Raw genomic sequence first — 26,870 nt, forward strand, 5'->3', positions numbered from 1 at the left:
GGTCTGAGCAATTTCAAATGCCATAAATACTAAGCGACAGTCTACAACTGTCGCTTTTTTCATTTGATTTGCTGTTGGTCAAAGACCCGTATTGTATCGAAGGTCAAAAGACATAACGGCCGCGTTGCCGCCCGAATATTATCCGTAAATTCGCACACTTGTTATTTTTATTGAACAAATAATAGAAATTACGATGCCTGATGTCTAATATCCAACATCTGACATCTGATATCTAAAATCTAATATCCAACATCTGACAATGTCTGATAATAATAAAAAACTATTCTTACTCGATGCGATGGCATTGGTGTACCGTGCTTATTATGCCCTGATTCGCAGCCCGAGGATTACAAGCAAAGGCCGCAATACCAATGCACAATTTGGTTTCACCAATACATTGGTAGATTTAATCAATAAAGAAAGGCCGACACACATGGCTGTGGTTTGGGACACACATGCGCCAACGGAAAGGCATATTGATTTTACCGATTATAAAGCCAACCGCCAGGAAGCGCCTGAAGACTTGATGAGCGCTATTCCCGATATTAAAAGAATTGTTGAATCCTTTAATATCCCATGTGTGGAACTGGATGGCTATGAAGCTGATGATATTGTCGGCACGCTTGCCATAGAAGCTGCGGATATGGGATACACGGTTTTTATGGTTACACCGGATAAGGATTACGGGCAGATTGTACGTGAGAATATTTACATGTATAAACCAGGCTTTAAAGGCGGCACATTTGAAATATTGGGCGAGAAGGAAGTTTGTGAGAAATGGGGTATCAATAATGTAAACCAGGTAATAGATATGCTTGGTTTAATGGGCGATGCGGTAGATAATATTCCCGGTATTCCCGGCGTGGGCGAGAAGACGGCAGCAAAACTGCTGGCTGAATACGGAACGCTTGAAAATATTCTGGACAATGCGCCGCATATTAAAGGCAAATTAGGCGAGAAAATAGCTGCAGGAAAGGAAAGTGCGCTGATGTCCAAGAAGCTGGCAACTATTATTACCAATGTCCCGGTTGAATTTCACGAAGAAAACTTCAGGATAAAGGAAAAAAATGAGGCGGAAATGAGCGCCGTTTTTGCCGAACTGGAATTCAGGACCTTGGCGAAGCGTATTTTAGGAGAAACGCCGGCGCCTGCCAATGCAGCAGATTCTAAACCTGTAGCATTGGACTTGTTTGGAGATCCGATTGAAGAACCTGTAACAAGCAGCACTGCATCATTCGGGCAGATAGATTTGTTTACCGAAGCAGAGAATTTCAAAAATATAAGCGATACAGCACATCAGTATCATCTGGTTCAGTCCGAAGAAGATTTGCAACATTTTATTGCACAGGCATTGCAACAAAAGGAAATTTGCTTTGATACGGAAACCACCGGAACTGATGCCATGCAGGCGGAATTGGTAGGCCTGAGCTTTAGCTGGGAAAAAGGTGAAGCGTTTTATATTCCCTGTACCGATAAAGAAGCAGAAGTTAAAGAGTTGCTTGAAAAACTGAATGTACTCTTTACAAAAGAAGATATTCTTTGGATAGGTCAAAACATAAAGTACGATTTACTTATGCTGAAAAATTATGGTTTCGACTTAAAAGGCAAGCTTTTCGATACCATGATTGCGCACTATTCGTTTGAGCCGGAAGGTAAGCGTGGTATGGATTTGCTGAGTATGCGCTATTTGCAATATGAACCTGTAAGCATTGAAACCCTGATAGGCAAAAAAGGCAAAGGCCAGGGCAATATGCGTGATGTGGAAGTGGAATTGATAAAAGAATACGCTGCGGAAGATGCGGATATTACATTGCAATTAAAACAGCAGTTTGAGCCATTATTGAAGGAAGCCGAGGTAGAAGATTTGTTCTATAAAGTAGAGAATCCTTTAGTGCCGGTTTTGGCGCAAATGGAATTTGAAGGTGTTGGCCTTGATGTCGATTTCCTGAAAAACTATTCGGATGCATTAGGCACAGCTATTAAGGAAGCAGAGCAAAAAGTATATGAACAAGCCGGTGTACAGTTTAACCTTGCATCGCCCAAACAGTTGGGAGACGTGCTTTTTGACAAGATGAAGCTGGATGAAAAAGCCAAGAAAACAAAAACCGGTCAATATGCCACCGGCGAAGATGTATTGCAGAAGCTGCGCAATAAACATGAGATTGTTGACAGCATTCTGGTATTCAGGGAATACAGTAAACTGAAATCAACCTATGCCGATTCGCTGCCTTTGATGGTAAATCCTAAAACAGGCCGTATCCATACTTCCTTTAATCAGTCTGTAGTTGTTACAGGCCGTTTAAGCAGCAATAATCCCAATCTTCAGAACATCCCGATTAAGACCGATATGGGACGTGAAATAAGAAAAGCATTCAAGGCTTTTGACGATAATCATGTATTGCTTTCGGCAGATTATTCGCAGATAGAACTAAGGGTAGTGGCGGCTGTAAGCGGCGATGTAAGCATGATTCAGGCGTTTAAAGATAAAAAAGATATTCACCGGGCAACCGCTGCAAAGGTTTATGGTGTGCCGGAAGAAGAAGTGACTTTTGAACAAAGAAGGAATGCAAAGGCTGTAAATTTTGGTATCATATACGGCCAGTCGGCTTTTGGGCTTGCAGAGAATTTAGGCATCAGCCGTACGGAATCGAAAGAAATAATTGATAATTATTTCAAGGAATATTCCTCCGTAAAGAAATACATGGACGATTCGATTGCTTACGGGAAAAAGCATGGCTACGTCAAAACATTGATGGGCAGAAAAATCAAGTTGGCAGATATTAATTCCTCCAACCAGACAGTGCGTGGTTTTGCCGAACGTGTTGCCATTAACGCGCCCATACAAGGTTCTGCCGCCGATATGATCAAGCTGGCTATGATTAAAATAAGTGATGCTATGAAAGCGGCAAATGTAAAATCGAGGATGGTATTGCAGGTGCATGATGAATTGGTATTTGAAGTGCCATTGAATGAAGTGGAGCTGATGAAAGCTTTGGTAGTGGAAAACATGCAATCTGCCTTAACTTTGCCAAACGATGTTCCTGTTATTGCGGAATCCGGAACGGGCAGGAACTGGCTGGATGCGCATTAGGGATTGTTTTATTATTGAATGGTGAAATGGTTGAATGGTTCAATTTAACCATAAAACCATAATTATAAATTGAGAAGAAATGAGTGATGTAGTTGAGAAGCATTTAAAAATAGTTCAGGAGCCGTTTTGCGGAATTGCAGGGCATTTTCTTTCCTGTGCAAGAATGTGTGAGTTTAAGAAGTGCTGCAAGAAATACAAACATGGCAAGCGCTGCAAGAAATGCCCTAAAGGAAAGGACGAAAAATAGTTTCCGGCTTAACAGGCGGTAAAAATTACAGACTCTTAAAAAATTTTTCAGGAATCTTTGCGTTTATATATGATGCAATCAAAGACAAAATTGGTATTTATTATATTGGCCTTGCCGGTTATTATCCTTTATGCCTGCAAGAAATACAAAGATCCGCCCAATGCAGAACCCGACCCCCGATTGGCGGAAAGAGGTTTTTATTGTAATGATCCGAGAGCTATAAACTATAATTGGAATTTCCCTGCAATTTCAGATAGTTCTATTTGTATCTATCCTGTCGATTCTTTTGTAGGCACATGGACTTTTCACGATACCATTTATTTACAAAGCGGCGATACGGAAAGCGTACAGATAAAGCAACTGATCTTTACGGCTACCGAAGATACTTTAAAAGCCCATCTGGCTGTTAATGGCTGGTGTGGCGGAAATGTTCCTTTTTATGTTACTGCTTCCAAATATAACAGGGCAGATGTAGATACTATTCCCGGCGGAACTTTCGGACAATTTTTATGTGGTGTACAAACCGATACCTTGAACGGCTTTATTAATAAAAATACAGGGGACCGTAATACCATGAAAATTGATTTTACTATTAACAGCCCCGAAGGTATAAAGTATCACAGAGGAACCGCCGTAAGAATGTAGCGATACAAGGAAATCAGCATCTTTTTTTTAATCAAAATCAATTCCAGGTTATAATGTTTACCGGTATTATAGAAACCTTAGGTGCTATAAAAGATATTCAACACGAAGGCAGCAATATTCATTTTACTATTGAAAGCGAAATCAGCAAAGAAGTAAAGATAGATCAGAGCGTAGCGCATGATGGTGTATGCCTGACCGTAACTGCCTGCAATGCTGAAAGCCATACGGTGACCGCCGTTGCCGAAACCTTGCAGAAGACAAATCTTGGTTCCTGGAAGGCCGGCAAGACAGTGAACCTCGAAAGAGCTATGAAACTGGGCGACAGGCTTGACGGACATATTGTTCAGGGCCATGTAGATACCACAGGCAAATGTCTGGAAAGAAAAGAAGTCGATGGCAGTCATCTGTTTCATTTTGAATTTCCGGGAAGATTTGCCGCGCTTGTGATTGAGAAAGGCTCTGTTTGTATAAATGGTGTAAGCCTTACTGCATTCAATGTGGGCAAAAATACTTTTTCAGTTACCATTATTCCTTATACCTTGGAACATACAACGTTTGGAAACCTTCAGCCAAACGATATTATTAACCTTGAGTTCGATATTCTGGGGAAATATATGTTGCGTATGAAAGAAGTGGAAATTTCCAATTCTAACATCTAACATCTGATATCTAATATCTAATATCTGAAATCTGATTACCTAAAGTCTAATCATCTAATACCTGAAATAATGTTACACCTGATTTATCCTCCTCATGATTTTAAAATCAGACAGCAGGAAAATGGCAGGTATATTTTTGATTTTATCAGAAAAAAATATGTGATGTTGACACCGGAGGAATGGGTGCGCCAACATATTCTGGTTTATTTGTGCGAAGTAATGGAATATCCCAAAGGGCTTATTTCTGTCGAGAAAGAAATAAAAATCAACAACCTGAAAAAACGCTATGATATTGTTGTTTATGACTATGATCATAAACCCTGGATGCTGATTGAATGTAAGGAGCCCGATGTTCCTGTAAGTGATATCACGCTTCAGCAGTTATTGCGTTATCATCATGTCTTACAATGTCCTTATTGGTTTTTAACGAACGGTGCGAATCACTTTTGCGCAGCGGTTAAAGACAATACGGTAAAATGGTTAGAGGCCATTCCTGCCCACAATAGCTGAATATTCGTTGGAATTCAAAATCCTTAAGGCCCTTTGAACCATATTGTCATCCTTATTTATTTCCTGATAATAGCCATTGGTACGGAACAGCATTCTTGCAATAGTGGCTTTTATATCGTTTTGTAAAGTAGCCATGGCTGCGGCATCATTCCATACTTTATTGCTTTGCGTACTGTATTTTACAGACAGATTGTTTTTAAGCGCCTTTAATAAGGCGTCATTTATCTTAAACGATTTATCAAACTGAGCAAAGGTTTTATAATAAGCAAACTCTGCGGCATGCCTGGAGAAATAATCGTAAATGGTATTTGGTAAAATTTCGGAAGAAAGCAGATCGTACAACTCACCTGCATACCGTTTGCTTTCATAAGGCACTACAATATCCGGTTTGATACCGCCTCCGCCATATACAATCCGGTGCAGGGCTTTTGTAAAATACCGCATGGTATCAGATGACGTCAACGTATCATCACTCGTCAGCGAACCATTGGTAAACCTGTTTTCAAAATCATTTTCATAAGCCTCTTTGCCTTTGCTGTAAGACCTTTGAATGCTTCTGCCTGATGGTGTATAATAACGTGCCACCGTCAGCCTTAAAGCAGAGCCATCGCCCATATCAAATTGTTGCTGCACAAGGCCCTTGCCATAAGTCCTGCGCCCCATAATTACACCTCTGTCCCAATCCTGTACAGCGCCCGATAAAACTTCACTTGCAGACGCAGAACCTTCATCTACCAAAACAACCAATTCGCCTTGTTCAAATTTTCCTTTCTGCCCTGATAGATATTGTTCCTTTTCGCTTGCTCTTCCCTGCGTATAGACCAATAATTTTTCACCGCTTATTAATTCGTCCGCGATAGCCGTTGATGCATCCAGATAGCCGCCGGGATTATCTCTCAGGTCAAGGATCATCTTTTTCATGCCTGACTTTTTCAGGACATTCAGCGCTTTCATGAATTCACGGTAAGTAGTTGCACTAAATCTGTTGATTCTGATATAACCCGTTGAAGCATCGAGCATATAAGCCGCATCCAGGCTGAAAATAGGAATGGTGCCGCGTTTTACTTTAAGATCTATAAACTCGTTATTGCTCGGCCTGTATAATTTAAGATTCACAATACTTCCTTCCAGCCCGCGAAGCTTGGTAATAATATCGTCGCCATTTATACCGATCCCGGCTACAACACTATCGCCTACTTTAATTATCTTGTCACCGGGCAATACGCCCGCATCTGATGAAGGACCGTTTTTTAAAACAGAAGTAACCATTAAGGTATCGTTCAGAATATGAAATTCTATACCGATGCCCTGAAAGTTCCCTTCAAGGCTTTCTGTAACAGAAGCCAATTCTCTTGCCGGAATATAAACTGTATGCGGATCCAGATGTTTTAAAATGCCCGAAATAGCATCTTCATAGAGAGAATCGGTTGAAACCGAATCGACGTATTTGGCGTTGATAACATCGATGATTTCTTCCAAACGGTCATTGCGGTCTGCGTCATTGATGATGGAGCGTTTATTGAACAAATATTTATTAAGCTGAAAACCGATAAGTATGCCTAAAATCAGTATTACAGAAAAAGTAAGAGGTGTCCAGATGTTAAATCGCTTCGGGGAATCGGCCGGCATGACGCATTAAAAGTATGCTGCAAAATTAGGTATTATAATGTGGATTTTTTGAAAATGTTTACCGGGAGGAACGTAAACCTTAAATGTTTGATGAAAAAAAGAATTGCTTCTATTTGTTACTTAATTTTGTAATGTTAGCCTGTGGAGTTAAAGAATTGTTTTAAAAGCAGCAGATGATAATTAAACAAATAAAGACTTATGCAACACTTAATGCTTCAAATACCGGACAATAAGATGGACTTTTTTATGGAACTCGTAAATAGTCTTGGTTTTGTGAAAGTGAATAAAAAGACATCAAATATTTTGTCACCGGAGCAAATAGAAACGATAGAAGAAACGCGCAATAAGATTAAAGAGAACCCCGATAGTCTTATTGATTGGGAAACTGCTGAGAATCAAATTGATTGGGACGCATGTTGAAGTTAAAAGTATCTACAGATGCCATTCGGGATTTGCAGGAAGCTGTAAAATATTATAATACACAACAAGCTGGCCTTGGTAGAAGATTTGAGAAAACTATAAAACAATCATTTGAGAAAATACAACAAATGCCCCAAGCTGCTTCGTTTGTTTATGATACGGTAAGATATAAAGTTGTTGATAAATTCCCCTTTATAATCACCTATGAAGAAACTGAGGTTGCAATCATTGTTCTTCGTATTTTTAATGAACAACAAAATCCGGAAAAATTAAAATAGGATTAGAGCTGCTCTGTTGTATTTATTTGAAAAATGTGGATTTTTTGAAAATGTTTATTTGTTGAAATAAAAAAGCCATGACATTCATACATGTCATGGCTTTTTGAATTTATTTATTGAAGGTTATTGTTGCTTTCCCTGTGAGGAAATCCTTGAATTTTGAGCAACCGACATTAATTCTTTCATGGTTCTTTGCATACCATCGTTGCTGCCGTCAAGGAAGATAGTATTACCTTTCCCGTTTTCCGCAAAGTGTTTGATAGCGTCCGTCCACATGGAATACAAAATAAAAGAAGCATCCAGGTTAGCCTGTTCCATTTCTTTTGCCGCCTTCGCCATACCATGTGCAACCTCTTCCCGGAATAACGCAACACCCTGGCCACGCAATTGTGCTGCCTGCCTTTCCGCCTCTGCCTGAATTTTGATAGCATTACCGTCGGCCTCTGCAGCTTTGGTTTTTGTAATTAATAAAGCCTGGCCTTCGTTTTCTGCAGCAGCTTTCAGGTTGTTGGAAGAAACCACCTGTGCCATAGAGCGCATAATGACTTCATCAAAAGCAATATCATTTATCTGAAGGTCGATTAGATGGTAGCCCCATTCCTCCAGTATTTTATCAAGCTGATCTTTTACGTGCAAAATAATTTCGCCACGCAGGCTTAATATTTCCGCCTGCTTTTTTGTAGCTACAAATGCACGTATAGAACCTTCTACAGAGCGCACCAGGGCCTGCATCAGGCTGCGTTCATCCATGAACTTAAAAGCTACATTTTTGATGGTTTCATCTTCCTGTCCGAAAACAGCATAAAGCAACATGGCCGAGAAGTTTACATTGGCCTGATCCATTGTAATGGCCTGAAATTTCAACTCTATAGAACGGTTTTGAATGCTGATTCTTCTGAAAATCTTTTCAATAAGCGGAATCCTGAAGCTCAGGCCAGGCCTTAATATCCTTCTGAATTTTCCGAAAACAGTAATAACGGCAACAGTACCCTGTTGCACCGTTACAAAGCAAAAGGCTAAAAGGACTATAAGGATAATAACTACGATAATTCCGGGTGACATACTCATTTCATGTTTTATTTGACCGGAAAATTAGCAAAAAAGATTGAATGCAGATTTCCAATAAAAAGAAACAGGAGAATATCACACCCAATATGCCAAATAATTGCAAACTTTGCACACGGTAATTATGGCAAAACTTATACTCAATACGGAAGACGTTGAAGAAGATTTTTTCTCGGACTGCAGGCTGTTGGCTATAGGTGCAGCATTGCCGGGTTATACCTTGTGTTGGTGGCTGAATCATGTATGTGATTTTGATTTTGTCCGTGAACCGGAAATGGATGTTTGCGTTCAGGAAGGAAGGACTTTTTACAAAAAGGGCGGGAACCTTTTTGATGAAGTGCCGGAAGTACAGCAAGAGCTTTTTTATTTTCCGGTTTACAAGCATAGCCTTCCTTATTACGATTCTTGTGTTTTACTGTACACTAATACGGTAGATAATAAGAAACTGATGCCTGATGTGCGTTTCGCAGATTTTCTGATGCTGATTCCTTTTGCATCTTATATTGAACCGGATACAAATGTGTATAATGATTTGATTAAAGTTCCTGATATCTCGTGGGTGCGTGAAATTGATCTGGAGCCATTGAAGCACAAACGAAATCTGATAGTGTAATAAATTTGTTTTAACTCCTTTTTGCGTTTATAATAATGATTTAGCCTCTTAAAATGTTTAAATTTGTAATAAAGTAAAAATAATGATACAGGCACTAGACAAGCAGATACTGGCATATTTGCCTTTATTGGGAACAGAAGAAAAGGAATCTCTAATCAGTGTGATTAAATCCTTTTTGCATTTGAAAGAAGAGGCTTCTCTGGGAATCAGTATTGAACAATATAATAAAGAACTTGATGAAGCCGAGGCTGCATTTGAGCGAGGTGAGTTTATTAATAATGAAGAAATGCTGAAAGAGATTAGGAAATGGTAGATAATAAATTTTCTATTGTTTGGACAAAACAGGTACAATTTTAATTAAAACAGATACACGATTATATAAGTAAAGATTCTACACAAAACGCCGCAAAAGTTTTAGAGGATATTTATTTCGCAATGAAAAAAGCTGTGACTAATCCTGAAATATATAATTCAGATAAGTTTAAAATCAATAATGATGGCAGCTATCGGTCCTTTGAAAAACATCATTACAGAATTTCTTATCGGTTTAAGGGAAATATAATAAGGGTTTTACGTGTCAGGCATACAAGTATGGAGCCCAAATCTTATTAAAATTAGAATATCCACATAACTCTCCATTAGTGGTTTTCGCTGCTGATTCCACATATTGTGCACTACCGTTATCCTTTGCGTCAAAACTTTTTGACGAATTGTGCATTCAGTTTCATTTTTATTACTTTTGTCCGATTATTTTTCAAAACACATCATTAAATATTGTTTAGCGTTATGGCTGAAAAAATTAAAGTAGCCAATCCGGTTGTTGAATTGGATGGTGATGAAATGACACGAATCATTTGGAAATTCATTAAAGACAAATTGATCCTTCCTTATGTGGATGTGGATGTAAAATACTATGACCTTGGCGTGGAACACCGCGACGCTACAGACGATCAGGTAACGGTTGATGCTGCAAACGCTATCAAACAATACGGAGTAGGTATCAAATGTGCAACTATTACTCCGGACGAAGAACGTGTAAAAGAATTCAGCTTGAAGCAAATGTGGAAGTCTCCCAACGGGACTATCCGTAATATCCTTGACGGGACCGTATTTCGTGAGCCAATCGTAATTGATAATATTCCTCGTCTGGTGCCAAACTGGACAGCGCCTATCTGCATTGGCCGCCATGCTTTCGGTGACCAATACCGTGCTACGGATTTTGTTACAAAAGGCAAAGGGAAACTGACCGTTAAGTTTGAAGGTGAAGACGGAACAACCCAGGAATTTGAAGTATATAACTTTAAAGGTGATGGTGTAGCATTGACCATGTACAATACCGATGAAAGCATAGAAGGCTTTGCACGCGCATGTTTCAATCAGGCATTAAGTAAAAAATGGCCTTTGTATCTTTCTACCAAAAACACCATTTTGAAAAAATATGATGGTCGGTTCAAAGATATTTTTGAAGGCATTTATCAGAATGAATTCAAAGCTAAATTCACCGAAGCAGGTATTACTTATGAGCATCGTTTGATTGATGACATGGTTGCTTCTGCTTTGAAGTGGAACGGCAATTTCGTTTGGGCTTGTAAAAACTATGATGGTGATGTGCAGTCCGATACTGTTGCGCAAGGTTTTGGTTCTTTGGGCTTAATGACCTCTGTATTGGTTACGCCTGATGGTGGAACTATGGAAGCAGAAGCAGCGCATGGTACCGTAACCCGTCACTTCCGTGAACATCAGAAAGGAAACCCGACTTCAACAAATCCAATCGCATCTATTTTTGCATGGACACGTGGTTTGGAATTTCGTGGTAAATTAGATAACAACCAGGCTTTGATAGATTTCTGTCATGCTTTGGAAGCAGTTTGCATCGAAACCGTATCAAGTGGCAAAATGACTAAAGATTTAGCAGTTTGTATTCATGGTAATAAAGTAAATCATGGAGAACATTATCTTTATACAGAAGAATTCCTCGATGCTTTGGATACTAATTTAAAAGCTAAATTAGGATACAACTAATCTGAATTTAATATTTTGGGTGAAAATGCCGGAACCATTTATGGTTTCGGCATTTTATTTTATTGAAATAAATTATGTCAATATGAATTAAATATGTAAATAGTTTTTTATTTTGCATTTGCAAACAAAGTACATGAAACTATTTCCGGTTATTTTTTTTAAAATCATTTTCTGCATTTTTCTATTTGCTTTTTCATCCTGCCTGAAAAAGAAATATGAAGGCCCGCCCGATACCTCAGGCTATGATCCTGAACTAAAGGTTACATCAACTATTGCTGAATTAATAACAACGCAGCAAGGTATTGCTATTCCCGGCGATATCATTATTGCCGGTCTGGTGGTGATGGATGATAAAAGCGGTAATTATTCCAGAAAAATAGTGATTGAAGATAGCACCGGAGGCATTGAAGTTCTGTTGGACCAAAGTAACCTATATAATGACTTCCCTGTAGGAAGGAAATTATACATTAAATGCAAAGGACTGTATGTCGGAAATTATGGTGGTAATCCTCAATTGGGGTATACGCCTGATAATACAGGAAGCGTCTCAAGCATTCCTGCTCTTTTAATAAGCGACTTTGTTGTTAAGGCAGATTATCCCAACAAGGTTATTTCTGATACATTAACTATTGCAGATCTTTCGAAAACCAGTGCGGCCAAGTATTTGAATAAGTTAATAACTATCAGGGATATAGAATTTGTGGACAGTACTGTTGGTATTCCTTACGCTCAGTTGGCAAGTATTGCTTCTGCGACAAGCCTGAGCATGAAAGATTGTAATGGGAATTTAATAATGCTCCGGACAAGTGGCTATGCAAGATTCCAACCGTATTTGACGCCCGGCGGAAATGGTACGATTACAGGCATTTTCAGTAAGTACAAAGATGAACTGCAGCTTTCCATCAGAGATACAACTGATGTATATTTCAGGAATGTCCGGTGCGATGGAAGTTCCGGTGGTGAAATATTATTTAGTCAGGACTTCTCGGCTTTAACTGATAATGCTGAAATAGCGTTGACAGACTGGATAAACTTCTCAGAGATTGGGGAAAGGAAATTTACAAAAGGTACTTTTCAGTCAGATGTTTATGCAAAGATTACTTCCTATGGCGGAACTGTTCCCGCAATTGTAAAAAGCTGGCTGATAACACCATCTATTAATCTTGCCGGGAAGTCTAATTTGAAACTGACATTCAGGACCAAAGACGGTTTTGATAACGGAGCGACATTGAAGGCTTATGTTTCTACCGATTATTCCGGTTCTGGTAATCCTGTTGACGCAACATGGACTGATTTAAATGCCGTAATAAGTAGTGGTCATGTAAGCAATTATGCAACAGAATGGACTGTTGCAAACGTCCATTTGAATGATACCGGATCCATACGGATAGCTTTTAAATATGAAGGAGGAGATGATAAAACAACCACCTATGAATTAGGCTATATAAAAATAACTACAGATTAGTTCCCAATAAGATGGCGCCGCTTTCAGCGGCGCCATCTTATTGGGAACAGAAATTATATATCATTCTATTTTTCTTCCAGAGAAAACAAACTATCTACAAATTCATATTTATTGAAGATCTGTAAATCCTGCATTCTTTCACCAACGCCGATATATTTTACCGGAATTTTGAATTGATTGGCAATAGCCAATACTACGCCGCCTTTTGCCGTTCCATCCAGTTTGGTAATAGCTAATGATGTGACATCTGTCGCAGCAGTAAAATGTTTTGCCTGTTCCAATGCATTCTGACCGGTAGAACCATCTAATACCAACAAAACTTCATGCGGTGCATCAGGAATATTTTTGCTCACTACACGTTTGATCTTTGTAAGTTCATCCATCAGGTGTGCTTTGTTGTGCAAACGTCCTGCCGTATCAATGATAATAACATCAACGCCCTTCGCAATACCGCTTACAACCGTATCATAAGCTACCGAACTCGGATCGCTTCCCATTTCTTTCTTTACAATAGGCACATCTACACGCTCGCTCCAGATCGTTAATTGATCTACTGCCGCAGCCCGGAATGTATCTGCCGCACCAAGCATCACGCTTTTGCCATTCTTTTTGAAGTTATAAGCCAGTTTACCGATTGTTGTAGTTTTGCCCACACCGTTTACGCCAACCACTAAAATGATATACGGCTTTTTATCGGCAGGAACATCAAAGGTTTCAAACTCATTAGTGGGCGCTTTTGTCAAAACGCCGGCAATCTCTTCCTGTAAAATGCGGTTTAAGTCCGAAGTACCCAGATATTTATCTTTGGCAACACGCGCCTCAATCCTTTCAATAATAGTAACAGTAGTTTCCAGGCCAACGTCAGCCGTAATCAGCGCTTCCTCTACATTATCCAGCACTTCTTCATCCACAGTGCTTTTACCTGCTACAGCTTTTGTCAGTTTAGAAAAGAAACTTTGTTTGGTCTTTTGCAAGCCTTCATCCAGGGCTACCTTTTGTTCTTCCTGCTCTTTGTTTCTCTTAAATAATTTATCGAAAAATCCCATTTTCTATAGATGCGCTGCCGGATTTGATATAGGCATTGCGGTTGCAAAAATACTTTTTTAACGGGTAAGGAAAAATTTTCTTATTTGTTACTTTTGAAGCCTAATTTAGAATATGGAACAAGAAGAATTTATACCGGTCACATTATGGATTGCCGGACGGGGATACCGCATCCGGATTAAAGCAAAAGATGAAGCAGCAGTGAGACTGGCCGTGAAAATTGCCGACGAACGTGTGACTGAATTGCGCAGCAGCTTTGCAGGGAAGGACGATCAGGATTTTATTGCTATGTGTTTGCTCATGTATGCCACAGATCAGGTTACGGACAGCGGCGAGTTAAACCCTGTACAAAAAGAAATGATAAGTGACATGATTGGACGTATTGATAAAGTAATAAAAGAATAATGAAGTATTCATTTCTGAAATTGCCGGTCATTTTTTTATTGACATGCCTGATTTCTTCTAAAGTCTTATTTGCTCAGGATTCTGTTAGCCTGCGAATGCATTTAAATACATTATGTTCAAAGAGCTTTTCCGGACGGGGTTATGTTAACGACGGCATGGGAAAGGCTGCTGATTATATTGTAAATCAATTCCGGTCAGATAGCCTGCAGTCTTTTACAAAAGATTACCGGCAGGCTTTTACCTATCCGGTCAATACCTTTACAAGTGTGATGGATGTTAAAATTGATGGCAGAACCTTGCAGCCCGGTGTGGATTATTTGGTTCATGCTGCAGCAAGTGGCTATTATAAAGAATCGATGAAGGTAAAAATCATTGACGGCCTTGATTTTGCAGAGAAGGTGAAAAAGAAAGATACGGTTCTGATTAAGGATTGGGAGAAATGGTCGAAACAACTGACAAAGGAAAAGTTTGCTTTTGTTTTGCAAAATATCGATACTATCAATAGTCTCATGCAGTGGAAAGGCAATAAGGAATTTGTAAAGCATTTGCCCAAAGGTGTTTTCTTTATTCCTTATCACAAAAAGCCTATCTGGACTGTATCTCAGGCTGCTATGCCTGCAACGGTCATAGAGTTTTATGATACAAATTTTGTTTTCAAAAAGAATAAAATATCTGTTGCTGTTGATAATAAGTTTCTAACAAAATTTGAAGCTGATAATATAGCAGGTTTTGTGCCGGGAAAAGAAAGCACCGACAGCTTTATTGTTATTACAGCACATTACGATCATCTTGGGAAAATGGGTAACAGGACAATGTTTCCCGGAGCAAGTGATAATGCAAGCGGCACTTCCATGATGCTGGAACTGGCAAGATATTATGCTGCCAACCCGGCAAAATACACAATGGTATTTATAGCTTTTGCGGGAGAAGAAGCAGGTTTGCTGGGCTCAAAGTACTTTACCGAGCATCCGTTAATGGATTTGGGTAAAATAAAATTCCTGATAAATATTGATATTATGGGTGATGCCACCAGTGGTATCTCTGTTGTGAACGGCAAAACACATGAAACCGAGTATAACATACTTGCCGGTTTGAATAAGGCAGGTATAGATGGATTTTCATTTAAAGAGGTACGTCAGGGTGGGGCAGCAGCAAACAGCGACCATTATTTTTTTACAGAAAAAGGCGTGCCTGCATTTTTCATTTTCTCTATGGGTGGCAAAGGTTATTATCACGATATATGGGATAAAGCCGATAAGGTTACACTTCAAAACATTCCGCAATTCGGAGAATTAGTAAAAAGATTTATTGCAACGTTTTAAGATAAGGTCAACGATGTGAGATTTGGCAACTTTTTTAAAGTTGCCAAATTTTTATAAAAATCAAAACTTATTTTCAGAAAATTTTGAAAATAAAGAAATGTATCTTACTTTTACATTATGGAATTACAGGAAGCAAAACAGCATTTTATACAGAGTTGGGGCGTATTTGGTTCTTCATGGGGCATTAACCGGACCATGGCACAAATTCATGCATTGCTATTGATTGCTCCTAAACCATTGAATGCTGACGATATTATGGAGGCCCTGCAAATAAGTCGTGGTAATACTAATATGAATGTAAGGGACCTGATGAACTGGAATATTGTGGATAAGGTTTTGATACCGGGAGACAGAAAGGAATATTTTGTAGCGGAGAAAGATATCTGGAAAGTGGCAATGCGCATTATGAAAGAGAGAAAGAAACGCGAATTGGACCCTATTATTCAAACAATGGAGCAGATTAAAAATATTGAAGGCGATAAAAAAGATGCCGAAACAAAAGCTTTCATTGATATGGCTAATCAGATTCAGAAGTTTGCCAAACAAGCTGACAGCGCATTGGCCGGATTGATTAAAGCCGATGAAAACTGGTTTACAGGTACTTTATTAAAGATGTTTAAGTAGATAATTTTTTTTATAAAACCGGTTCGCCGGTTTTTAAAAGCAAAATAAATTTCAATATTTTCTGAAAATATTATTTTTATAGAATTTAAAATGTTGTTTTATGAATGCCTTCAGACAAAAAATGAATCATATCGCTTTCTTCAAGCAATTAGATGCCGGCTTACAAGTAATTGCATTTGTGTTTTCCATATGGGCAATGTTCCAAACAGGTTACATTGTTCTTGGATTTTTGATATTAACAGGGCTTCAATTAATAAGTAGTACTATCTGGAGTTTATTTTTTCTGACTGCTATTCCTAAACGCAGATTGGGTTTATGGACAAGGAGAATTTATATCATCTCAATATTATTTGCTTTTTTGGCCGGCGTGTTAAATCATGGTGCGTTTGGAGGGTTATTAATGATCTGGATTTACCTGGCTCCCTTTCTTTGTATTGCTTATTTTTTAGTTACTATGAAAGAAATTGTCTATTATTTGAACATCAGAAAGCCTTATTATTTACTTTAACCCATATTTTAAAATAAGAAGCCAGTCACAAAATAAACAAAGCCCTCATTTTACAATGAAGGCCTTATCTACAATTAACCAATTAAAAAGAATTACACTTGCACGTGTGCCCAGTTCTCTCCCGTCTTAATACGATGTAATTGCATCTCGCTGATGCCGAATTTTTTTGCCAGAATCTTTAAACGTGTTTTACGATTAGGATCGAGCAATTCCTTTTTTATAAATTTTACTTGCGTAAGCGTAAGTTTATGTCCGTTTTTAAATTTCTTCTCTTCCAGAACTTTTTCTCTGGCAGCTTTCACAAACGGGCTTGTTCTTTGGTGTTCCAGCATTTCTTCTTTTGTTGCCCATCTGAGATTTTCCACAAAATCATTGGCACGGTTGCGATCTAAATGAAGCACATACACCTGGTCATCCGATTTTTTCTCCAGAAAATAAGCGGCAACCAGTTTCGCCATGAACAAATGCTTGTTTTTTATCTTTCCATCCACTCTTGTCTTATATCTGAACAGCCTGTAACCATCCTGGGTGCTGCCTTTTATGAGACGACCTTCTTCCATCTTGTTCAAAAAACTTATCAGCCTGCCATAGTTGGAAACTGCATAACGTAATTGAAGCGGATCTTCAATCGTAATTTCTTTAAACTTTTCAGTAGCAAAAAAACGAACCATAAGACAATAGTGTAAATCTTAGCAAATGAGTAAACAGAGAATTCCAACAAAGGTTCTGATTGGTTAAATCGTTGGTTAATAATATAGACTTGAAAGGTTTAACTAAGTTTAACGTTTCTTTATATAATTATGGTTATGATACGAAAATTGTTGAATCCGAGCAGAAGCGGAAATAAAAACGGCCATCTATATTCAATATAGATGGCCGTTTTAAGTAGATTGAAGCGTTATTTTACAGGAACAGGCGGTTCCATAACCGTACCGCATTTTTCGCATGTTCTTTTCTTTTCGTCAGCATAAAATGCATTCATAACCGGAGGTAATTGATTTACGATATCATTCACCGGCATGAATTCCTCATATAACTTGTGTGAACAATTTTCGCAATACCAGGAAAACGAATCCATCATATTGCCGTCACGTACTTTTTCAATTACCAATCCTACCGTATTGGGTCCGCGTTGCGGAGAGTGCGGCACCTTGGCAGGCAGCAAAAACATATCGCCCGCTTTTATTTCTATCGGAACTATTTTTCCGTCTTCAATAATCCTTACAACGATATCGCCTTCCAGCTGATAAAACAATTCTTCTGTTTCATTATAATGAAAATCTTTACGGCTGTTAGGCCCGCCGACTACCATTACTATAAAATCCTGTACATCTTTATAAACCTGCTGATTGCCAACCGGCGGCTTCAATAGATGACGATGTTCATCAATCCAGTTTTTAATATTAAAAGGGCGTATTACTGACATAATATGATATTTGGCCTAAAGGTAGAAAATTTTGAAAAAAGGATTAATAGACTTATTTTTATTTTTAAATGGAAGAGCAGACACAAAAGAATGCAAACAAGTATGGCAATGCCATGAAATACGCTGCTGTAGGCACCCAAATGATGGTGCTTTTAGGTTTGGGCGTTTTCGGTGGTATGAAGCTGGATGAAAAATTAAATACTTCACCGCTTTTCCTTGTTGTATTTCCTGTTGTCGCTTTGTTTGTCAGTCTTTACCAGTTATACCGCCAATTGGTGAAGAAACAATAATCCGTTTAATGAAAGATAATTGAACCATATACTGCGCTGAATTTTTTAAATCTAATTCAGATGCAACAGATTTTTGATGATTTTCATCTCACCCGCAAGACCAGAGCCGGAGCTTTGGCATTATTGATAATATTGATTTTACTGGTTTTGGTCTGGCGTATCATGCCGGTTATAACGAAACCTAAAGTCGATAAGGATGAAATTGCCCTGCAAAAAGCATGGTCTGAATTTCAGGAAAAGCATATTGATACACCCGTAAGTAAGTCTGAACCTGCTTATGCCCGTTCTGATACAGATGAAGGAGCTTCTTCATCTGCAACGCAGCAGGCCGAACTATTTCCCTTCAATCCCAATACCGCTTCGGAAGCCGATTTACTAAAATTGGGCTTACCCAAACACACCGTTAATACCATTCTGAAGTATCGTGGCAAAAATCCAACTGCCTTTAAAAAGAAGGAGGATTTGCAAAAACTTTATACCTTAAGGAAGGAAGACTACGAGCGTATTGCACCATATATCAGTATTCCTGAGAATGCTAACGTTCCTGTTGAAAACTATATATCACGTTCTGCTCCGCAAAAAATTGCCGCTGTTGAACTGAATACTGCCAATCCGGAACAGCTTATGTCCTTGCGTGGTATTGGTCCGGCATATTCCAAAAGAATAGTCAACTTCAGAGATGCCTTGGGTGGTTTTCTGAAAGTGGAGCAATTGAAAGAAGTGTATGGTTTCCCCGACAGCACATATCAGCAATTGAAAGATAAGTTTACAATAAATTCATCCCTCGTTAGAAAAATAAACCTCAATATCGCAGATGAAAACAGCCTGGGCAGGCATCCGTACATCGGTAAGAAGCTGGCCGTGGCCATTATAAAATTTAGAAATGATATTGGTCAATTCAGCGATTTGGAACAATTAAGGCAAGTTCCTTTGATAAATGAAGAAAAATATCGTAAAATTGCGCCTTATTTGAGTACTCACTAACCGGAGTATATTTAATTATTTAAAAATATGGATTTTCAAAAGACCGAAATGCAAACGCAAATCACAGAAATGATACGTGATTTCGCAAACAAACACATTCGCCCTGAAATGATGGAATGGGATGAATCTCAAACTTTCCCTGTCGAAGTGTTCCGCAAGTTGGGTGAACTTGGTTTGATGGGCGTGTTGGTACCAACCGAATATGGCGGTTCCGGCTTAAGTTATTTTGAATATGTAACTGTTGTAAGTGAAATTTCAAAAGTTTGCGGTTCTATCGGTCTTTCCGTTGCGGCTCATAACTCACTTTGTACAGGGCATATTTTGTATTTCGGTAATGAAGAACAAAAGAAAAAATACCTTCCCAAGCTGGCAACCGGCGAATGGATCGGCGCATGGGGCCTGACAGAAGCCAATACAGGAAGCGACGCAGGCAATATGCAATGTGTTGCTACCCGCGATGGTGATGATTGGGTTCTGAACGGAACCAAAAACTGGATTACACACGGTAAAAGCGGTAACGTAGCTGTAGTATTGGCACGTACCGGCGAACCCCGCACCAAAAATAACGTAACAGCCTTCATCGTTGAACGCGGCACACCGGGTTTCAGCGCAGGTAAGAAAGAAAATAAATTAGGCATGCGTGCTTCTGAAACCACAGAGCTTGTGTTTGATAACTGCCGTATCTCCGATGCACAACGCATGGGTGAAATAGGCGAAGGATTCAAGCAAGCGATGAAAGTATTAGACGGCGGCCGTATCTCTATTGCAGCATTATCTTTAGGTATTGCAAAAGGCGCTTACGAAGCTTCTTTGAAATACAGTAAAGAGCGTCATCAGTTCGACCAGCCAATCTGTAACTTCCAGGCTATTGCTTTTAAGCTGGCTGATATGGCCGTTAAGATTGAAGGCGCCGAATTATTGATCTACCAGGCGGCAGATATGAAAAACCGCGGCGTGAAAATGACAAAAGAATCTGCAATGGCTAAATATTATGCTTCTGAAGTTTCTGTTGAAGTTTCTACCGATGCGGTTCAGATACACGGCGGTTATGGCTATACCAAAGATTTCCCTGTTGAAAAGTACTACCGCGATTCCAAGCTTTGCACTATCGGCGAGGGAACTTCCGAAGTTCAGAAACTCGTTATTTCAAGAGACATTTTAAGTATGTAAGCATTGAATAAGTTATATGAAGCGTCCCGAATGGGGCGCTTTTTTTGTTTGATACTGATTGCGCTACAGCCAATATAATGATGTCTGCCTGTTTTTGATTTGTATTGAATTCGTAACCTATGAGGTTTTCAAAACCTCATAGGTTTACAAAACTTCACAGGTTTTCAAACCTTCACAGGTTTACAAAACTTCACAGGTTTTCATTGGCGCCCGAGTAAATAACATCGAGTTACAATTAATTCAGCACAAAATACAGACACCTAAAATACATTTTCCGATCCCATCGGTAGTGCCATGAAGGATAATTGGTTATCTTTAGACAATAACAATCGCAATGCTTAATGTCTCTATTTCGGCTCATACCTGACAAACACGATGTACTGCAGGACCAGAATATACCTGAAGAAAAATATGCTTTAAGGAGAAAAATCTATATTATTATCTTTCAGAGCAGCACCCCTGCCGGCAAAGCATTTGATGTCGGGCTGTTCATCCTGATCATTGCCAATATTATCCTGCTGATACTCGAAAGCGTAGCTTCGCTTGCAGCAAGATACCATGAGCTGTTCCGTTTTCTGAACACTTTTTTCATGATTGTTTTTACAGTCGAATATTTATTGCGGTTGTATTGTGTAAAAAAGCCGAAGGTTTATGCAAAAAGCTTCTATGGCATCGTTGATTTGCTTTCCGTCATTCCCCCTTATGCCGAATTTTTCCTGCCCAACTGGCACATGCTTATGATTATCCGTTCCTTCAGGCTGCTAAGGGTATTCAGGATATTCCGGATGGTCAGGTTTCTGGACGAAAGCAGGTATATGGTCTTATCGCTGGTGCGCAGCTTCAATAAAATACTCGTCTTCCTTTTCTTTATCGTATTGCTTACCGTTTTTCTGGGCACCCTGATGTATGTACTGGAATATGAGCATAATCCCGGCTTCCATAGCATACCGCAAAGCATTTACTGGGCTATCGTAACCATTACAACAGTAGGCTATGGCGATATAGCCCCCATAACTGCTGTCGGAAAGATAGTTGCATCCTTCATCATGATTTTGGGTTATGCTATCATAGCTGTGCCCACAGGTATTATGTCTGCATCGTTAGTGTCCAAATACAGGGAAATGGATAATGACGATAAAACCTGTCCCAATTGTAAGAACAAAAACCATGCTTCGGATGCATTGTTCTGTAAAAAATGTGGCACTAAGCTTGCTTAGATAGGATACGATTGCATAGCAGCAGCTTGGTTTTAACCTTAAAATGCGAAACCGATGCTGAAACCAAAATAGGGCAGGACCGCAAAATTATTTACGACAAGGTTGGCCTCCCATGTGTAAGTTACCTGTCTTTTAGCATTTAAATGTCTGAACCCTAATGCCGGAATGTAATTTATATAGGCGTTTTCGGGCTTATCCCGTTTATCCCGGTATTCAATAATCGCATATAAGGTTACATCTGCTTTACAATAAGTAGCCGATGCACCGATACCAACATAATTTCTATTATGCTTCGATAAAGGTTGCCAATATCTTACACCCAGTGGCAATGTTAAATACGTTTCTCCGCTCTGAACATAATAGCCTATTCCTCCATTCAACCATAAATTGAAATCGGGCAACACTTTTCGTTCGTACTTTATAGACATAAGCAAACCATCACCTAATAATTGATAGTTTACTACGTTTGAATTGGATTGCGCTTGCGTACGTAAACAAAACAACGTACTTGCTGATAGGAGTGCCAGAAATGAAAGTCTTCTTATTTTTTCCATAAATAAATTCTGAGTTTAGCATATGGAGATAATAATCTCAATACAGGTAAACGCTTTTGGTTCTTGTTTGCTGTTCGTTTCCGTTTTTGAATCTGACCTTTATATCAAATTGAATATTAGGGTTGAGCGTAGGTCTTGCATTTAAATAAAGCGGAAAATAATAACCGGGATAATAGGAATGGGAAGGCTGATTTGAATAAAAATATGCAACAGTGTTCTTCCGTACTTTATTGTTGGTGTAATCGTTATCTACATACACAAAATAGCCGGTCACATCTTCCCCTGAAAGGTGCTGTTCATCAAAATCGTTAATCGTTGTAATTGTTACAGAAGATACGGAATCGTGGAAGAAGTAATCATCATCTATATAACACTTACAGGCATAAGCAGTGTTGACCAATGAAAACGATGGTTCCGCTTTAACGATAGTCCCTATGAAATTCAAATTAATTCCGTAGCTATCATACTTCATGGAGTCAGTCTCTATCGGCGTGAAGTTAAACGATGTATCGGCCTGAAAGCTATAAATAAGCATGCTTGTGTTAATCTCGCTTACTATTGCGTTGAAGTTTTCTGTAGGCTCGCAATTACATGTGCATGCACTTACAAAAATGAGTACATAGTATCCTGTCAGAATGAGGAGCAATTTTTTTATCATTTTACGAATGTTTTGATGTGATAGATACAGATCATAACGATCTTGTTTAAGCGTGGCAAAGAATCCTCGAGATTAGTTTTATTGCCTATTCCCTGGCATCTAAATAATCTTGTTCTGTGAAGATGTATTTATGCACATTAGTGTAATTATCATTTTTATCTTTTATTCTGGTGAATTCGTAGCTAATTGTCGAATTCCATAAATTACGTGGATTATCATAGAGATAATAATTGCCTTTTAAACTATCAGGTACATAAGTATAATGCATCATTTTATATTGATTGTCAAATAATACTAAGGTAGAATCAACTGGGCCATTAAATCTGTTCGAAACAAAACCGGGATTTAAGACATCTCCGTCGAAGATACCTTCAGCCAACAAAAAACTATCTCCTTCATTTAATTTAATGGTATCTGTTGAGTTCACAATTCCATAGATGAATGGCAAAATTGTAATCTTGTGTCCGGAAGAATTGTAAATAGTTGCTGTATAATAGGTCATCTTTTCTTTTATACAACCAGTTATCACTTGCACAATTAAAATTATACTTATTTTTTTCATCACTTAAATAATTAATAACTGTTTAAAGTGGGCTTATTTGCGCATCTGTAACTCCATTGGGCTTATTAGCCTTCAAATACTATAGAACAGAATAAGAAACAGGACTGTCCCGAACTTCGGGACAGTCCTGTTTATATCTAATCCTTGGCATCTAAATAATCTTGTTCTATGAAGAAGTATTTATGCACATTAGTGTAATTATCATTTTTATCTTTTATTCTGGTGAATTCGTAATTATCTCTGTTGATAATGTTTCTACCTGATGAAAATGCATAATATTTTTCAGGCAAATTAGACGGTAGAGTAACGAAATGCGATATTTTATAGGCGTTATCAAAAACAACATTAATAGAATCGTTTTCACCAACTGCTAAATATTCCGATTCAAAAAAAGGTGTTTTAACTTCTCCTCTCATCCAACCTTCACCTACTAAAAAACTGTCACCAGCATTTAAAATAACTGAATCAGAAGAATTTACAGCTCCTCCCTTAAATGGAAGAATCATGACAGAGTGTTCTGTACGATTATAAAGTACTGCTATATAATTGGTGATTTTATCTTTAGCACAACTTGACCATATTATGCTAATAGTTAATAACCTAAAAAATAATTTAATTTTCATAGTTTTTCTTTTTTTAATAGCTACTTAATAGTAAGTCTATTTGTGCATCAGTTACTCCATTGGGTTTATTTATTTTTAAAAGTTCGGACAATGAATTAGGATAGGGCCCGCCGCTGGGATGCGTTCTCGCTACAAACTTCAGTATAGATGATTCTATGCTTTGCAGCGTATAGCCTGAAACTTGATCATTAACTTGACCAAATAAAGCTACATTCGGAAACCAAACCCCATTTTCATTAAAATCATCTATCAAATTTATGAACAAACTGGTGTAATCATTGCCCAGGTTTGCGTTCCAATATTGATAAGCGAATCGGTTAGGATATTGTGGCGGGTTAGATGGATCATATTTTCGCTCTCCGTAACCATCGAATGCGCCGGGCGAGGTAGCTACAAGGCCGTTTTCTTTATATTCCATACCGGTAACAAACCATTCTACCGCCACACACCAGCTCTCGCGTATCTGGTCGGTAAGATAGACGTAATCTATCGAGCCCAGGTCCATCGTTTTGACATGTGCGGTATGCGCCAGCTCATGTATAGTGGTGCTGAAAATTTCATCCGTACCACATTCCGACCCGTTGTTGTGATAGCGCCACACTTTTAGTTTCGGCCATGCAATGTTGTTTATGCCCGAACCGCCTGTGGCGATTGCATCGGCGCCCACAAGTATTTGCTTGAAAACAGGCCGTGTCGGTCTTTGTAGGCCTCCCACATCGCCATAGTTATATCGGTATGCCGCGCGGAACATGGTGGCAAACATACGTTCCATGCCGCTTTGTATGTCAATATCGCAATAGGTTCCATTGGCCTGCCTTGCTACGTAAGCATTGTCAAAAAAGTTCTTCCTGATGGTAAAATCATTTTTCCGCATTTTTACCAGGACGATAGCGTTGCCCGAATACCAGTTGTCAAGCCAGTATTCTCCGTTGTTGTCCGTAGTGCCGTGGTAAAATGCCATGCCGTTTAATGTAAGGATATCGGCTCCTTTTAATGGTACCATCCGGTTCAGCCTTGTATCAAATACCTGTACAAAACCATCTGAACCGCCGCCACCGCTGTCCATAAGCTGGTCATCTACTCGCTTAAACCTTGTAAACCTGTCGTTGGGTGCATTCATGCCGTAAGTTTCATACAGCAGTTGCTGTATATAGGTATAATCATCTTCAAGTTCCGGGTCCAGCTCCGGCAGGTACAGCCGGTCAAGAATTTCGAAGTTTATATTTTCATTAAACCGGAAGCCTGAAGGAAGAGTGGCGTATTGCGGGGTAGGCGTGGATTCGTCCAGCCCCGGCTCGCGGTACCCGTTACCAACTACCTGAATGTCATAATCCAGCGGGAAGTCAACAAGGTCAAGAGAATTGTCGGACATCAATTCGTTGTATTCATCCTCATTTGCAGGCTTGAATTTTACATACAGGTGCGTTTCTTTTACCGTAAAAGTCTGTTGGGGGTGAATGCCTTTGGCCGCCAGGCTGCGCTTTCCCTGTTCCATATTGGCAACGGTATATGGGTTTATCAATTTGTTGCCCAGTACGGTCGGACCGTCATTTGCCGCAGTGCCACCGCCGCTCATAAGCTTTGCTGTTGCAGGTGTTTCGCCGGGTTCGGCAGTATTGCGTTTTTTACAACCTGCAAGGCTAAGAGCCACAATGCCGCCAATAACTGCGGCACACCATAATTTTTTCCTCATTCTGAATGTTCGTTTAAAAAGATTAAAAAAATCGGTCTTTTTATCCGCCATTATCTCTTCGCAGAATTTGGTTTATTTTTTAAAAAAACAGCCGGCTTTCTAATCTCCAATCCGGAATATGCTCCCCGCATCCCCTCACTGTTCCGGACTTTGATTAACGAACCGATATTGCTATCTTTTAAATTTTGGTTTTCCAAATGTAACTGTTAAAAAAGTATCATATTGCATAATATATTTTTTTAACAGAGATTTTTATTTTAAAAATGCCGAAAATGTTCTCCAAATCCGTTTTTAAAAACATAATGAATGTAAAAAAGATAATAATGTCCCCCGTTTTTATATTGGTTTTTTAGCATCCGTTTTTTTTGGCATGAAATTTGCCATAGTTATAGATACAGGAATCTCCTGAAATTTTTGGTCCGCGTTCCGAAACCTTAACTATAAAAAAATAAAAAATTAAAATGGCAAACATTATGCAAAACCGCATTGACGCGGTAATGGCTCCCGATCAGATAAATCAGATCAAAGCGTATTTTCAATCTATCATCAACGCATTGCCCGAAAGCGGGAACCTTACGCTCAACGACGACGAAAGGGGCAGCCTTACATCCCTCGATGTGGACAACAAGATCTTTGTGGAAGACGCCGTAAACGAAATACGCAACAACGGCCAAAACATTATACCTCCTTTTATCAGTGCAGAGCAATTGCAGAACGACCTGACGCTTTTTGAACAAATGGATGAATTGCGCAGCATACAGAACAATGTTCAGGAATGTATTGAAGCTATACTGCGCATAGCTGCCACAGAAGCTTACGGCGTAAGCAATGCGGCTTACCAGTTCTTCAAATCGGCTGCTGAGGCAGGCATTCCCAATGCACAAAGCAGCTACGATAAATTAAAGCAGCGTTATAAGCCTAAGGGCGGTAAGGGTAACGAAGAAAAACCTTTAGAAAATCAATAAGAGCATTATTCATTGCATTATTATCAATCAAATACTGATCGGTTTTGTCAATGACAATCTATAATAGCTGTAAAACACGGTTATTATGACTATGAAACACGGCTATCATGACTATGAAACACGGCTATCATGACTATGAAACACGGTTATTATGACTATGAAACACGGCTATCATGACTAT

Annotated in this window: 31 protein-coding genes; 21 read left to right on the plus strand and 10 right to left on the minus strand. The window is 39.0% G+C overall.

Annotated features, from left to right (window positions below):
• Positions 1-259: 259 nt before the first annotated feature.
• From polA to F0919_RS09105, 5 genes are all read left to right on the plus strand, one after another.
• Positions 260-3,091 (plus strand): DNA polymerase I, encoded by a 2,832-nt coding sequence (polA, locus tag F0919_RS09090; RefSeq protein WP_150032432.1) that lies wholly within the window; start codon positions 260-262, stop codon positions 3,089-3,091.
• 79 nt (positions 3,092-3,170) lie between these two features.
• A complete protein-coding gene (locus F0919_RS18425; RefSeq protein ID WP_190277328.1) occupies positions 3,171-3,338 on the plus strand; it encodes a hypothetical protein in 168 nt (55 codons plus the stop codon).
• A 69-nt stretch (positions 3,339-3,407) separates the two neighbouring features.
• Positions 3,408-3,983 (plus strand): hypothetical protein, encoded by a 576-nt coding sequence (locus F0919_RS09095; RefSeq protein ID WP_150032433.1) that lies wholly within the window; start codon positions 3,408-3,410, stop codon positions 3,981-3,983.
• 53 nt (positions 3,984-4,036) lie between these two features.
• Entirely contained in the window at positions 4,037-4,642 is a 606-nt protein-coding gene (locus F0919_RS09100; RefSeq protein WP_150032434.1) for a riboflavin synthase, read from the plus strand.
• 69 nt (positions 4,643-4,711) lie between these two features.
• Positions 4,712-5,152, plus strand: a complete 441-nt coding sequence (locus F0919_RS09105) for a type I restriction enzyme HsdR N-terminal domain-containing protein (protein ID WP_150032435.1) — start codon at positions 4,712-4,714, stop codon at positions 5,150-5,152.
• Here the strand turns inward: F0919_RS09105 and F0919_RS09110 are convergent.
• Positions 5,123-6,781, minus strand: coding sequence for a S41 family peptidase (locus tag F0919_RS09110; protein WP_150032436.1), 1,659 nt, complete (start codon positions 6,779-6,781; stop codon positions 5,123-5,125). The genes F0919_RS09105 and F0919_RS09110 overlap by 30 nt on opposite strands.
• A 198-nt stretch (positions 6,782-6,979) precedes the next feature.
• On the opposite strand from F0919_RS09110, the gene F0919_RS09115 reads away from it, so the two are divergent.
• The gene (locus F0919_RS09115) at positions 6,980-7,201 is read left to right on the plus strand and encodes a hypothetical protein (protein WP_150032437.1); all 222 of its coding nucleotides are present in this window, start codon (positions 6,980-6,982) and stop codon (positions 7,199-7,201) included.
• Positions 7,195-7,479 carry a type II toxin-antitoxin system RelE/ParE family toxin gene (locus tag F0919_RS09120; RefSeq protein ID WP_150032438.1) on the plus strand — a complete coding sequence of 95 codons (285 nt, stop codon included), beginning with the start codon at positions 7,195-7,197 and terminating at the stop codon, positions 7,477-7,479. Before F0919_RS09115 ends, F0919_RS09120 begins: the two co-directional genes overlap by 7 nt.
• A gap of 123 nt (positions 7,480-7,602) precedes the next feature.
• Here F0919_RS09120 and F0919_RS09125 read toward each other — a convergent pair whose 3' ends face one another.
• Positions 7,603-8,541 carry an SPFH domain-containing protein gene (locus F0919_RS09125; RefSeq protein ID WP_150032439.1) on the minus strand — a complete coding sequence of 313 codons (939 nt, stop codon included), beginning with the start codon at positions 8,539-8,541 and terminating at the stop codon, positions 7,603-7,605.
• Between the two features lie 127 nt (positions 8,542-8,668).
• Between F0919_RS09125 and F0919_RS09130 the strand changes: the two genes are divergently transcribed.
• From F0919_RS09130 to F0919_RS09150, 5 genes are all read left to right on the plus strand, one after another.
• Positions 8,669-9,157, plus strand: a complete 489-nt coding sequence (locus F0919_RS09130) for an IPExxxVDY family protein (protein WP_150032440.1) — start codon at positions 8,669-8,671, stop codon at positions 9,155-9,157.
• A gap of 82 nt (positions 9,158-9,239) precedes the next feature.
• Positions 9,240-9,470, plus strand: coding sequence for a hypothetical protein (locus F0919_RS09135; RefSeq protein WP_216629407.1), 231 nt, complete (start codon positions 9,240-9,242; stop codon positions 9,468-9,470).
• A 53-nt stretch (positions 9,471-9,523) separates the two neighbouring features.
• Positions 9,524-9,769, plus strand: a complete 246-nt coding sequence (locus tag F0919_RS18830) for a type II toxin-antitoxin system RelE/ParE family toxin (RefSeq protein WP_150032844.1) — start codon at positions 9,524-9,526, stop codon at positions 9,767-9,769.
• 174 nt (positions 9,770-9,943) lie between these two features.
• Entirely contained in the window at positions 9,944-11,179 is a 1,236-nt protein-coding gene (locus F0919_RS09145) for an NADP-dependent isocitrate dehydrogenase (RefSeq protein ID WP_150032442.1), read from the plus strand.
• Positions 11,180-11,312: 133 nt separating this feature from the next.
• Positions 11,313-12,644 (plus strand): DUF5689 domain-containing protein, encoded by a 1,332-nt coding sequence (locus F0919_RS09150; RefSeq protein WP_150032443.1) that lies wholly within the window; start codon positions 11,313-11,315, stop codon positions 12,642-12,644.
• A 65-nt stretch (positions 12,645-12,709) separates the two neighbouring features.
• Here F0919_RS09150 and ftsY read toward each other — a convergent pair whose 3' ends face one another.
• A complete protein-coding gene (ftsY, locus tag F0919_RS09155; RefSeq protein WP_150032444.1) occupies positions 12,710-13,690 on the minus strand; it encodes a signal recognition particle-docking protein FtsY in 981 nt (326 codons plus the stop codon).
• Positions 13,691-13,802: 112 nt separating this feature from the next.
• Here ftsY and F0919_RS09160 point away from each other — a divergent pair, with 112 nt between their 5' ends.
• The 4 genes from F0919_RS09160 (at position 13,803) to F0919_RS09175 (ending at position 16,547) form a co-directional block, all read left to right on the plus strand.
• On the plus strand, positions 13,803-14,093 hold the full coding sequence (locus F0919_RS09160) for a cell division protein ZapA (RefSeq protein ID WP_150032445.1): 291 nt from the start codon (positions 13,803-13,805) through the stop codon (positions 14,091-14,093).
• Positions 14,093-15,415 carry a M28 family metallopeptidase gene (locus tag F0919_RS09165; protein ID WP_150032446.1) on the plus strand — a complete coding sequence of 441 codons (1,323 nt, stop codon included), beginning with the start codon at positions 14,093-14,095 and terminating at the stop codon, positions 15,413-15,415. The genes F0919_RS09160 and F0919_RS09165 overlap by 1 nt, the downstream gene beginning before the upstream one ends.
• A 117-nt stretch (positions 15,416-15,532) precedes the next feature.
• The gene (locus F0919_RS09170; protein ID WP_150032447.1) at positions 15,533-16,039 is read left to right on the plus strand and encodes a GbsR/MarR family transcriptional regulator; all 507 of its coding nucleotides are present in this window, start codon (positions 15,533-15,535) and stop codon (positions 16,037-16,039) included.
• A 100-nt stretch (positions 16,040-16,139) separates the two neighbouring features.
• Complete coding sequence (locus tag F0919_RS09175; RefSeq protein ID WP_150032448.1) at positions 16,140-16,547, plus strand: hypothetical protein; 408 nt, start codon at positions 16,140-16,142, stop codon at positions 16,545-16,547.
• 92 nt (positions 16,548-16,639) lie between these two features.
• On the opposite strand, the gene F0919_RS09180 is transcribed toward F0919_RS09175, so the two are convergent.
• Both F0919_RS09180 and F0919_RS09185 read right to left on the minus strand, forming a co-directional pair.
• Positions 16,640-17,218, minus strand: a complete 579-nt coding sequence (locus tag F0919_RS09180) for an NUMOD4 domain-containing protein (RefSeq protein WP_150032449.1) — start codon at positions 17,216-17,218, stop codon at positions 16,640-16,642.
• Positions 17,219-17,445: 227 nt separating this feature from the next.
• Positions 17,446-17,973, minus strand: a complete 528-nt coding sequence (locus F0919_RS09185) for a 3-hydroxyanthranilate 3,4-dioxygenase (protein ID WP_150032450.1) — start codon at positions 17,971-17,973, stop codon at positions 17,446-17,448.
• Positions 17,974-18,041: 68 nt separating this feature from the next.
• Between F0919_RS09185 and F0919_RS09190 the strand changes: the two genes are divergently transcribed.
• The 4 genes from F0919_RS09190 (at position 18,042) to F0919_RS09205 (ending at position 21,634) form a co-directional block, all read left to right on the plus strand.
• Positions 18,042-18,263, plus strand: coding sequence for an AtpZ/AtpI family protein (locus F0919_RS09190; protein ID WP_150032451.1), 222 nt, complete (start codon positions 18,042-18,044; stop codon positions 18,261-18,263).
• 60 nt (positions 18,264-18,323) lie between these two features.
• Positions 18,324-19,247: a helix-hairpin-helix domain-containing protein gene (locus tag F0919_RS09195; protein ID WP_150032452.1), complete on the plus strand. Its 924-nt coding sequence runs from the start codon at positions 18,324-18,326 to the stop codon at positions 19,245-19,247.
• Between the two features lie 48 nt (positions 19,248-19,295).
• Positions 19,296-20,417, plus strand: a complete 1,122-nt coding sequence (locus tag F0919_RS09200; RefSeq protein ID WP_317132537.1) for an acyl-CoA dehydrogenase family protein — start codon at positions 19,296-19,298, stop codon at positions 20,415-20,417.
• A gap of 341 nt (positions 20,418-20,758) precedes the next feature.
• Positions 20,759-21,634: an ion transporter gene (locus tag F0919_RS09205; protein WP_150032454.1), complete on the plus strand. Its 876-nt coding sequence runs from the start codon at positions 20,759-20,761 to the stop codon at positions 21,632-21,634.
• A 38-nt stretch (positions 21,635-21,672) separates the two neighbouring features.
• Here F0919_RS09205 and F0919_RS09210 read toward each other — a convergent pair whose 3' ends face one another.
• The 5 genes from F0919_RS09210 to F0919_RS09230 all read right to left on the minus strand — a co-directional run bounded on the left by F0919_RS09210 (position 21,673) and on the right by F0919_RS09230 (position 25,724).
• A complete protein-coding gene (locus F0919_RS09210) occupies positions 21,673-22,188 on the minus strand; it encodes a hypothetical protein (protein WP_150032455.1) in 516 nt (171 codons plus the stop codon).
• 37 nt (positions 22,189-22,225) lie between these two features.
• Positions 22,226-22,846, minus strand: a complete 621-nt coding sequence (locus F0919_RS09215; protein WP_150032456.1) for a DUF5034 domain-containing protein — start codon at positions 22,844-22,846, stop codon at positions 22,226-22,228.
• Between the two features lie 85 nt (positions 22,847-22,931).
• Complete coding sequence (locus tag F0919_RS09220; protein WP_150032457.1) at positions 22,932-23,348, minus strand: hypothetical protein; 417 nt, start codon at positions 23,346-23,348, stop codon at positions 22,932-22,934.
• Between the two features lie 197 nt (positions 23,349-23,545).
• Positions 23,546-24,031: a hypothetical protein gene (locus F0919_RS09225; RefSeq protein ID WP_150032458.1), complete on the minus strand. Its 486-nt coding sequence runs from the start codon at positions 24,029-24,031 to the stop codon at positions 23,546-23,548.
• 13 nt (positions 24,032-24,044) lie between these two features.
• Positions 24,045-25,724 (minus strand): hypothetical protein, encoded by a 1,680-nt coding sequence (locus tag F0919_RS09230; RefSeq protein ID WP_150032459.1) that lies wholly within the window; start codon positions 25,722-25,724, stop codon positions 24,045-24,047.
• A gap of 473 nt (positions 25,725-26,197) precedes the next feature.
• On the opposite strand from F0919_RS09230, the gene F0919_RS09235 reads away from it, so the two are divergent.
• Positions 26,198-26,689: a hypothetical protein gene (locus F0919_RS09235; protein ID WP_150032460.1), complete on the plus strand. Its 492-nt coding sequence runs from the start codon at positions 26,198-26,200 to the stop codon at positions 26,687-26,689.
• Positions 26,690-26,870: the final 181 nt, after the last annotated feature.

This window comes from Taibaiella lutea, assembly GCF_008629695.1.
GTDB lineage: Bacteria > Bacteroidota > Bacteroidia > Chitinophagales > Chitinophagaceae > Taibaiella > Taibaiella lutea.

Excerpts from the sequence above, each read along its gene's own strand:
- polA (WP_150032432.1), top strand. The coding sequence starts at position 260 with ATGTCTGATAATAATAAAAAACTATTCTTACTCGATGCGATGGCATTG.
- F0919_RS18425 (WP_190277328.1), top strand. The coding sequence starts at position 3,171 with ATGAGTGATGTAGTTGAGAAGCATTTAAAAATAGTTCAGGAGCCGTTT.
- F0919_RS09095 (WP_150032433.1), top strand. The coding sequence starts at position 3,408 with ATGATGCAATCAAAGACAAAATTGGTATTTATTATATTGGCCTTGCCG.
- F0919_RS09100 (WP_150032434.1), top strand. The coding sequence starts at position 4,037 with ATGTTTACCGGTATTATAGAAACCTTAGGTGCTATAAAAGATATTCAA.
- F0919_RS09105 (WP_150032435.1), top strand. The coding sequence starts at position 4,712 with ATGTTACACCTGATTTATCCTCCTCATGATTTTAAAATCAGACAGCAG.
- F0919_RS09110 (WP_150032436.1), bottom strand. The coding sequence starts at position 6,781 with ATGCCGGCCGATTCCCCGAAGCGATTTAACATCTGGACACCTCTTACT.
- F0919_RS09115 (WP_150032437.1), top strand. The coding sequence starts at position 6,980 with ATGCAACACTTAATGCTTCAAATACCGGACAATAAGATGGACTTTTTT.
- F0919_RS09120 (WP_150032438.1), top strand. The coding sequence starts at position 7,195 with ATGTTGAAGTTAAAAGTATCTACAGATGCCATTCGGGATTTGCAGGAA.
- F0919_RS09125 (WP_150032439.1), bottom strand. The coding sequence starts at position 8,541 with ATGTCACCCGGAATTATCGTAGTTATTATCCTTATAGTCCTTTTAGCC.
- F0919_RS09130 (WP_150032440.1), top strand. The coding sequence starts at position 8,669 with ATGGCAAAACTTATACTCAATACGGAAGACGTTGAAGAAGATTTTTTC.
- F0919_RS09135 (WP_216629407.1), top strand. The coding sequence starts at position 9,240 with ATGATACAGGCACTAGACAAGCAGATACTGGCATATTTGCCTTTATTG.
- F0919_RS09145 (WP_150032442.1), top strand. The coding sequence starts at position 9,944 with ATGGCTGAAAAAATTAAAGTAGCCAATCCGGTTGTTGAATTGGATGGT.
- F0919_RS09150 (WP_150032443.1), top strand. The coding sequence starts at position 11,313 with ATGAAACTATTTCCGGTTATTTTTTTTAAAATCATTTTCTGCATTTTT.
- ftsY (WP_150032444.1), bottom strand. The coding sequence starts at position 13,690 with ATGGGATTTTTCGATAAATTATTTAAGAGAAACAAAGAGCAGGAAGAA.
- F0919_RS09160 (WP_150032445.1), top strand. The coding sequence starts at position 13,803 with ATGGAACAAGAAGAATTTATACCGGTCACATTATGGATTGCCGGACGG.
- F0919_RS09165 (WP_150032446.1), top strand. The coding sequence starts at position 14,093 with ATGAAGTATTCATTTCTGAAATTGCCGGTCATTTTTTTATTGACATGC.
- F0919_RS09170 (WP_150032447.1), top strand. The coding sequence starts at position 15,533 with ATGGAATTACAGGAAGCAAAACAGCATTTTATACAGAGTTGGGGCGTA.
- F0919_RS09175 (WP_150032448.1), top strand. The coding sequence starts at position 16,140 with ATGAATGCCTTCAGACAAAAAATGAATCATATCGCTTTCTTCAAGCAA.
- F0919_RS09180 (WP_150032449.1), bottom strand. The coding sequence starts at position 17,218 with ATGGTTCGTTTTTTTGCTACTGAAAAGTTTAAAGAAATTACGATTGAA.
- F0919_RS09185 (WP_150032450.1), bottom strand. The coding sequence starts at position 17,973 with ATGTCAGTAATACGCCCTTTTAATATTAAAAACTGGATTGATGAACAT.
- F0919_RS09190 (WP_150032451.1), top strand. The coding sequence starts at position 18,042 with ATGGAAGAGCAGACACAAAAGAATGCAAACAAGTATGGCAATGCCATG.
- F0919_RS09195 (WP_150032452.1), top strand. The coding sequence starts at position 18,324 with ATGCAACAGATTTTTGATGATTTTCATCTCACCCGCAAGACCAGAGCC.
- F0919_RS09200 (WP_317132537.1), top strand. The coding sequence starts at position 19,296 with ATGCAAACGCAAATCACAGAAATGATACGTGATTTCGCAAACAAACAC.
- F0919_RS09205 (WP_150032454.1), top strand. The coding sequence starts at position 20,759 with ATGTCTCTATTTCGGCTCATACCTGACAAACACGATGTACTGCAGGAC.
- F0919_RS09210 (WP_150032455.1), bottom strand. The coding sequence starts at position 22,188 with ATGGAAAAAATAAGAAGACTTTCATTTCTGGCACTCCTATCAGCAAGT.
- F0919_RS09215 (WP_150032456.1), bottom strand. The coding sequence starts at position 22,846 with ATGATAAAAAAATTGCTCCTCATTCTGACAGGATACTATGTACTCATT.
- F0919_RS09220 (WP_150032457.1), bottom strand. The coding sequence starts at position 23,348 with ATGACCTATTATACAGCAACTATTTACAATTCTTCCGGACACAAGATT.
- F0919_RS09225 (WP_150032458.1), bottom strand. The coding sequence starts at position 24,031 with ATGAAAATTAAATTATTTTTTAGGTTATTAACTATTAGCATAATATGG.
- F0919_RS09230 (WP_150032459.1), bottom strand. The coding sequence starts at position 25,724 with ATGAGGAAAAAATTATGGTGTGCCGCAGTTATTGGCGGCATTGTGGCT.
- F0919_RS09235 (WP_150032460.1), top strand. The coding sequence starts at position 26,198 with ATGCAAAACCGCATTGACGCGGTAATGGCTCCCGATCAGATAAATCAG.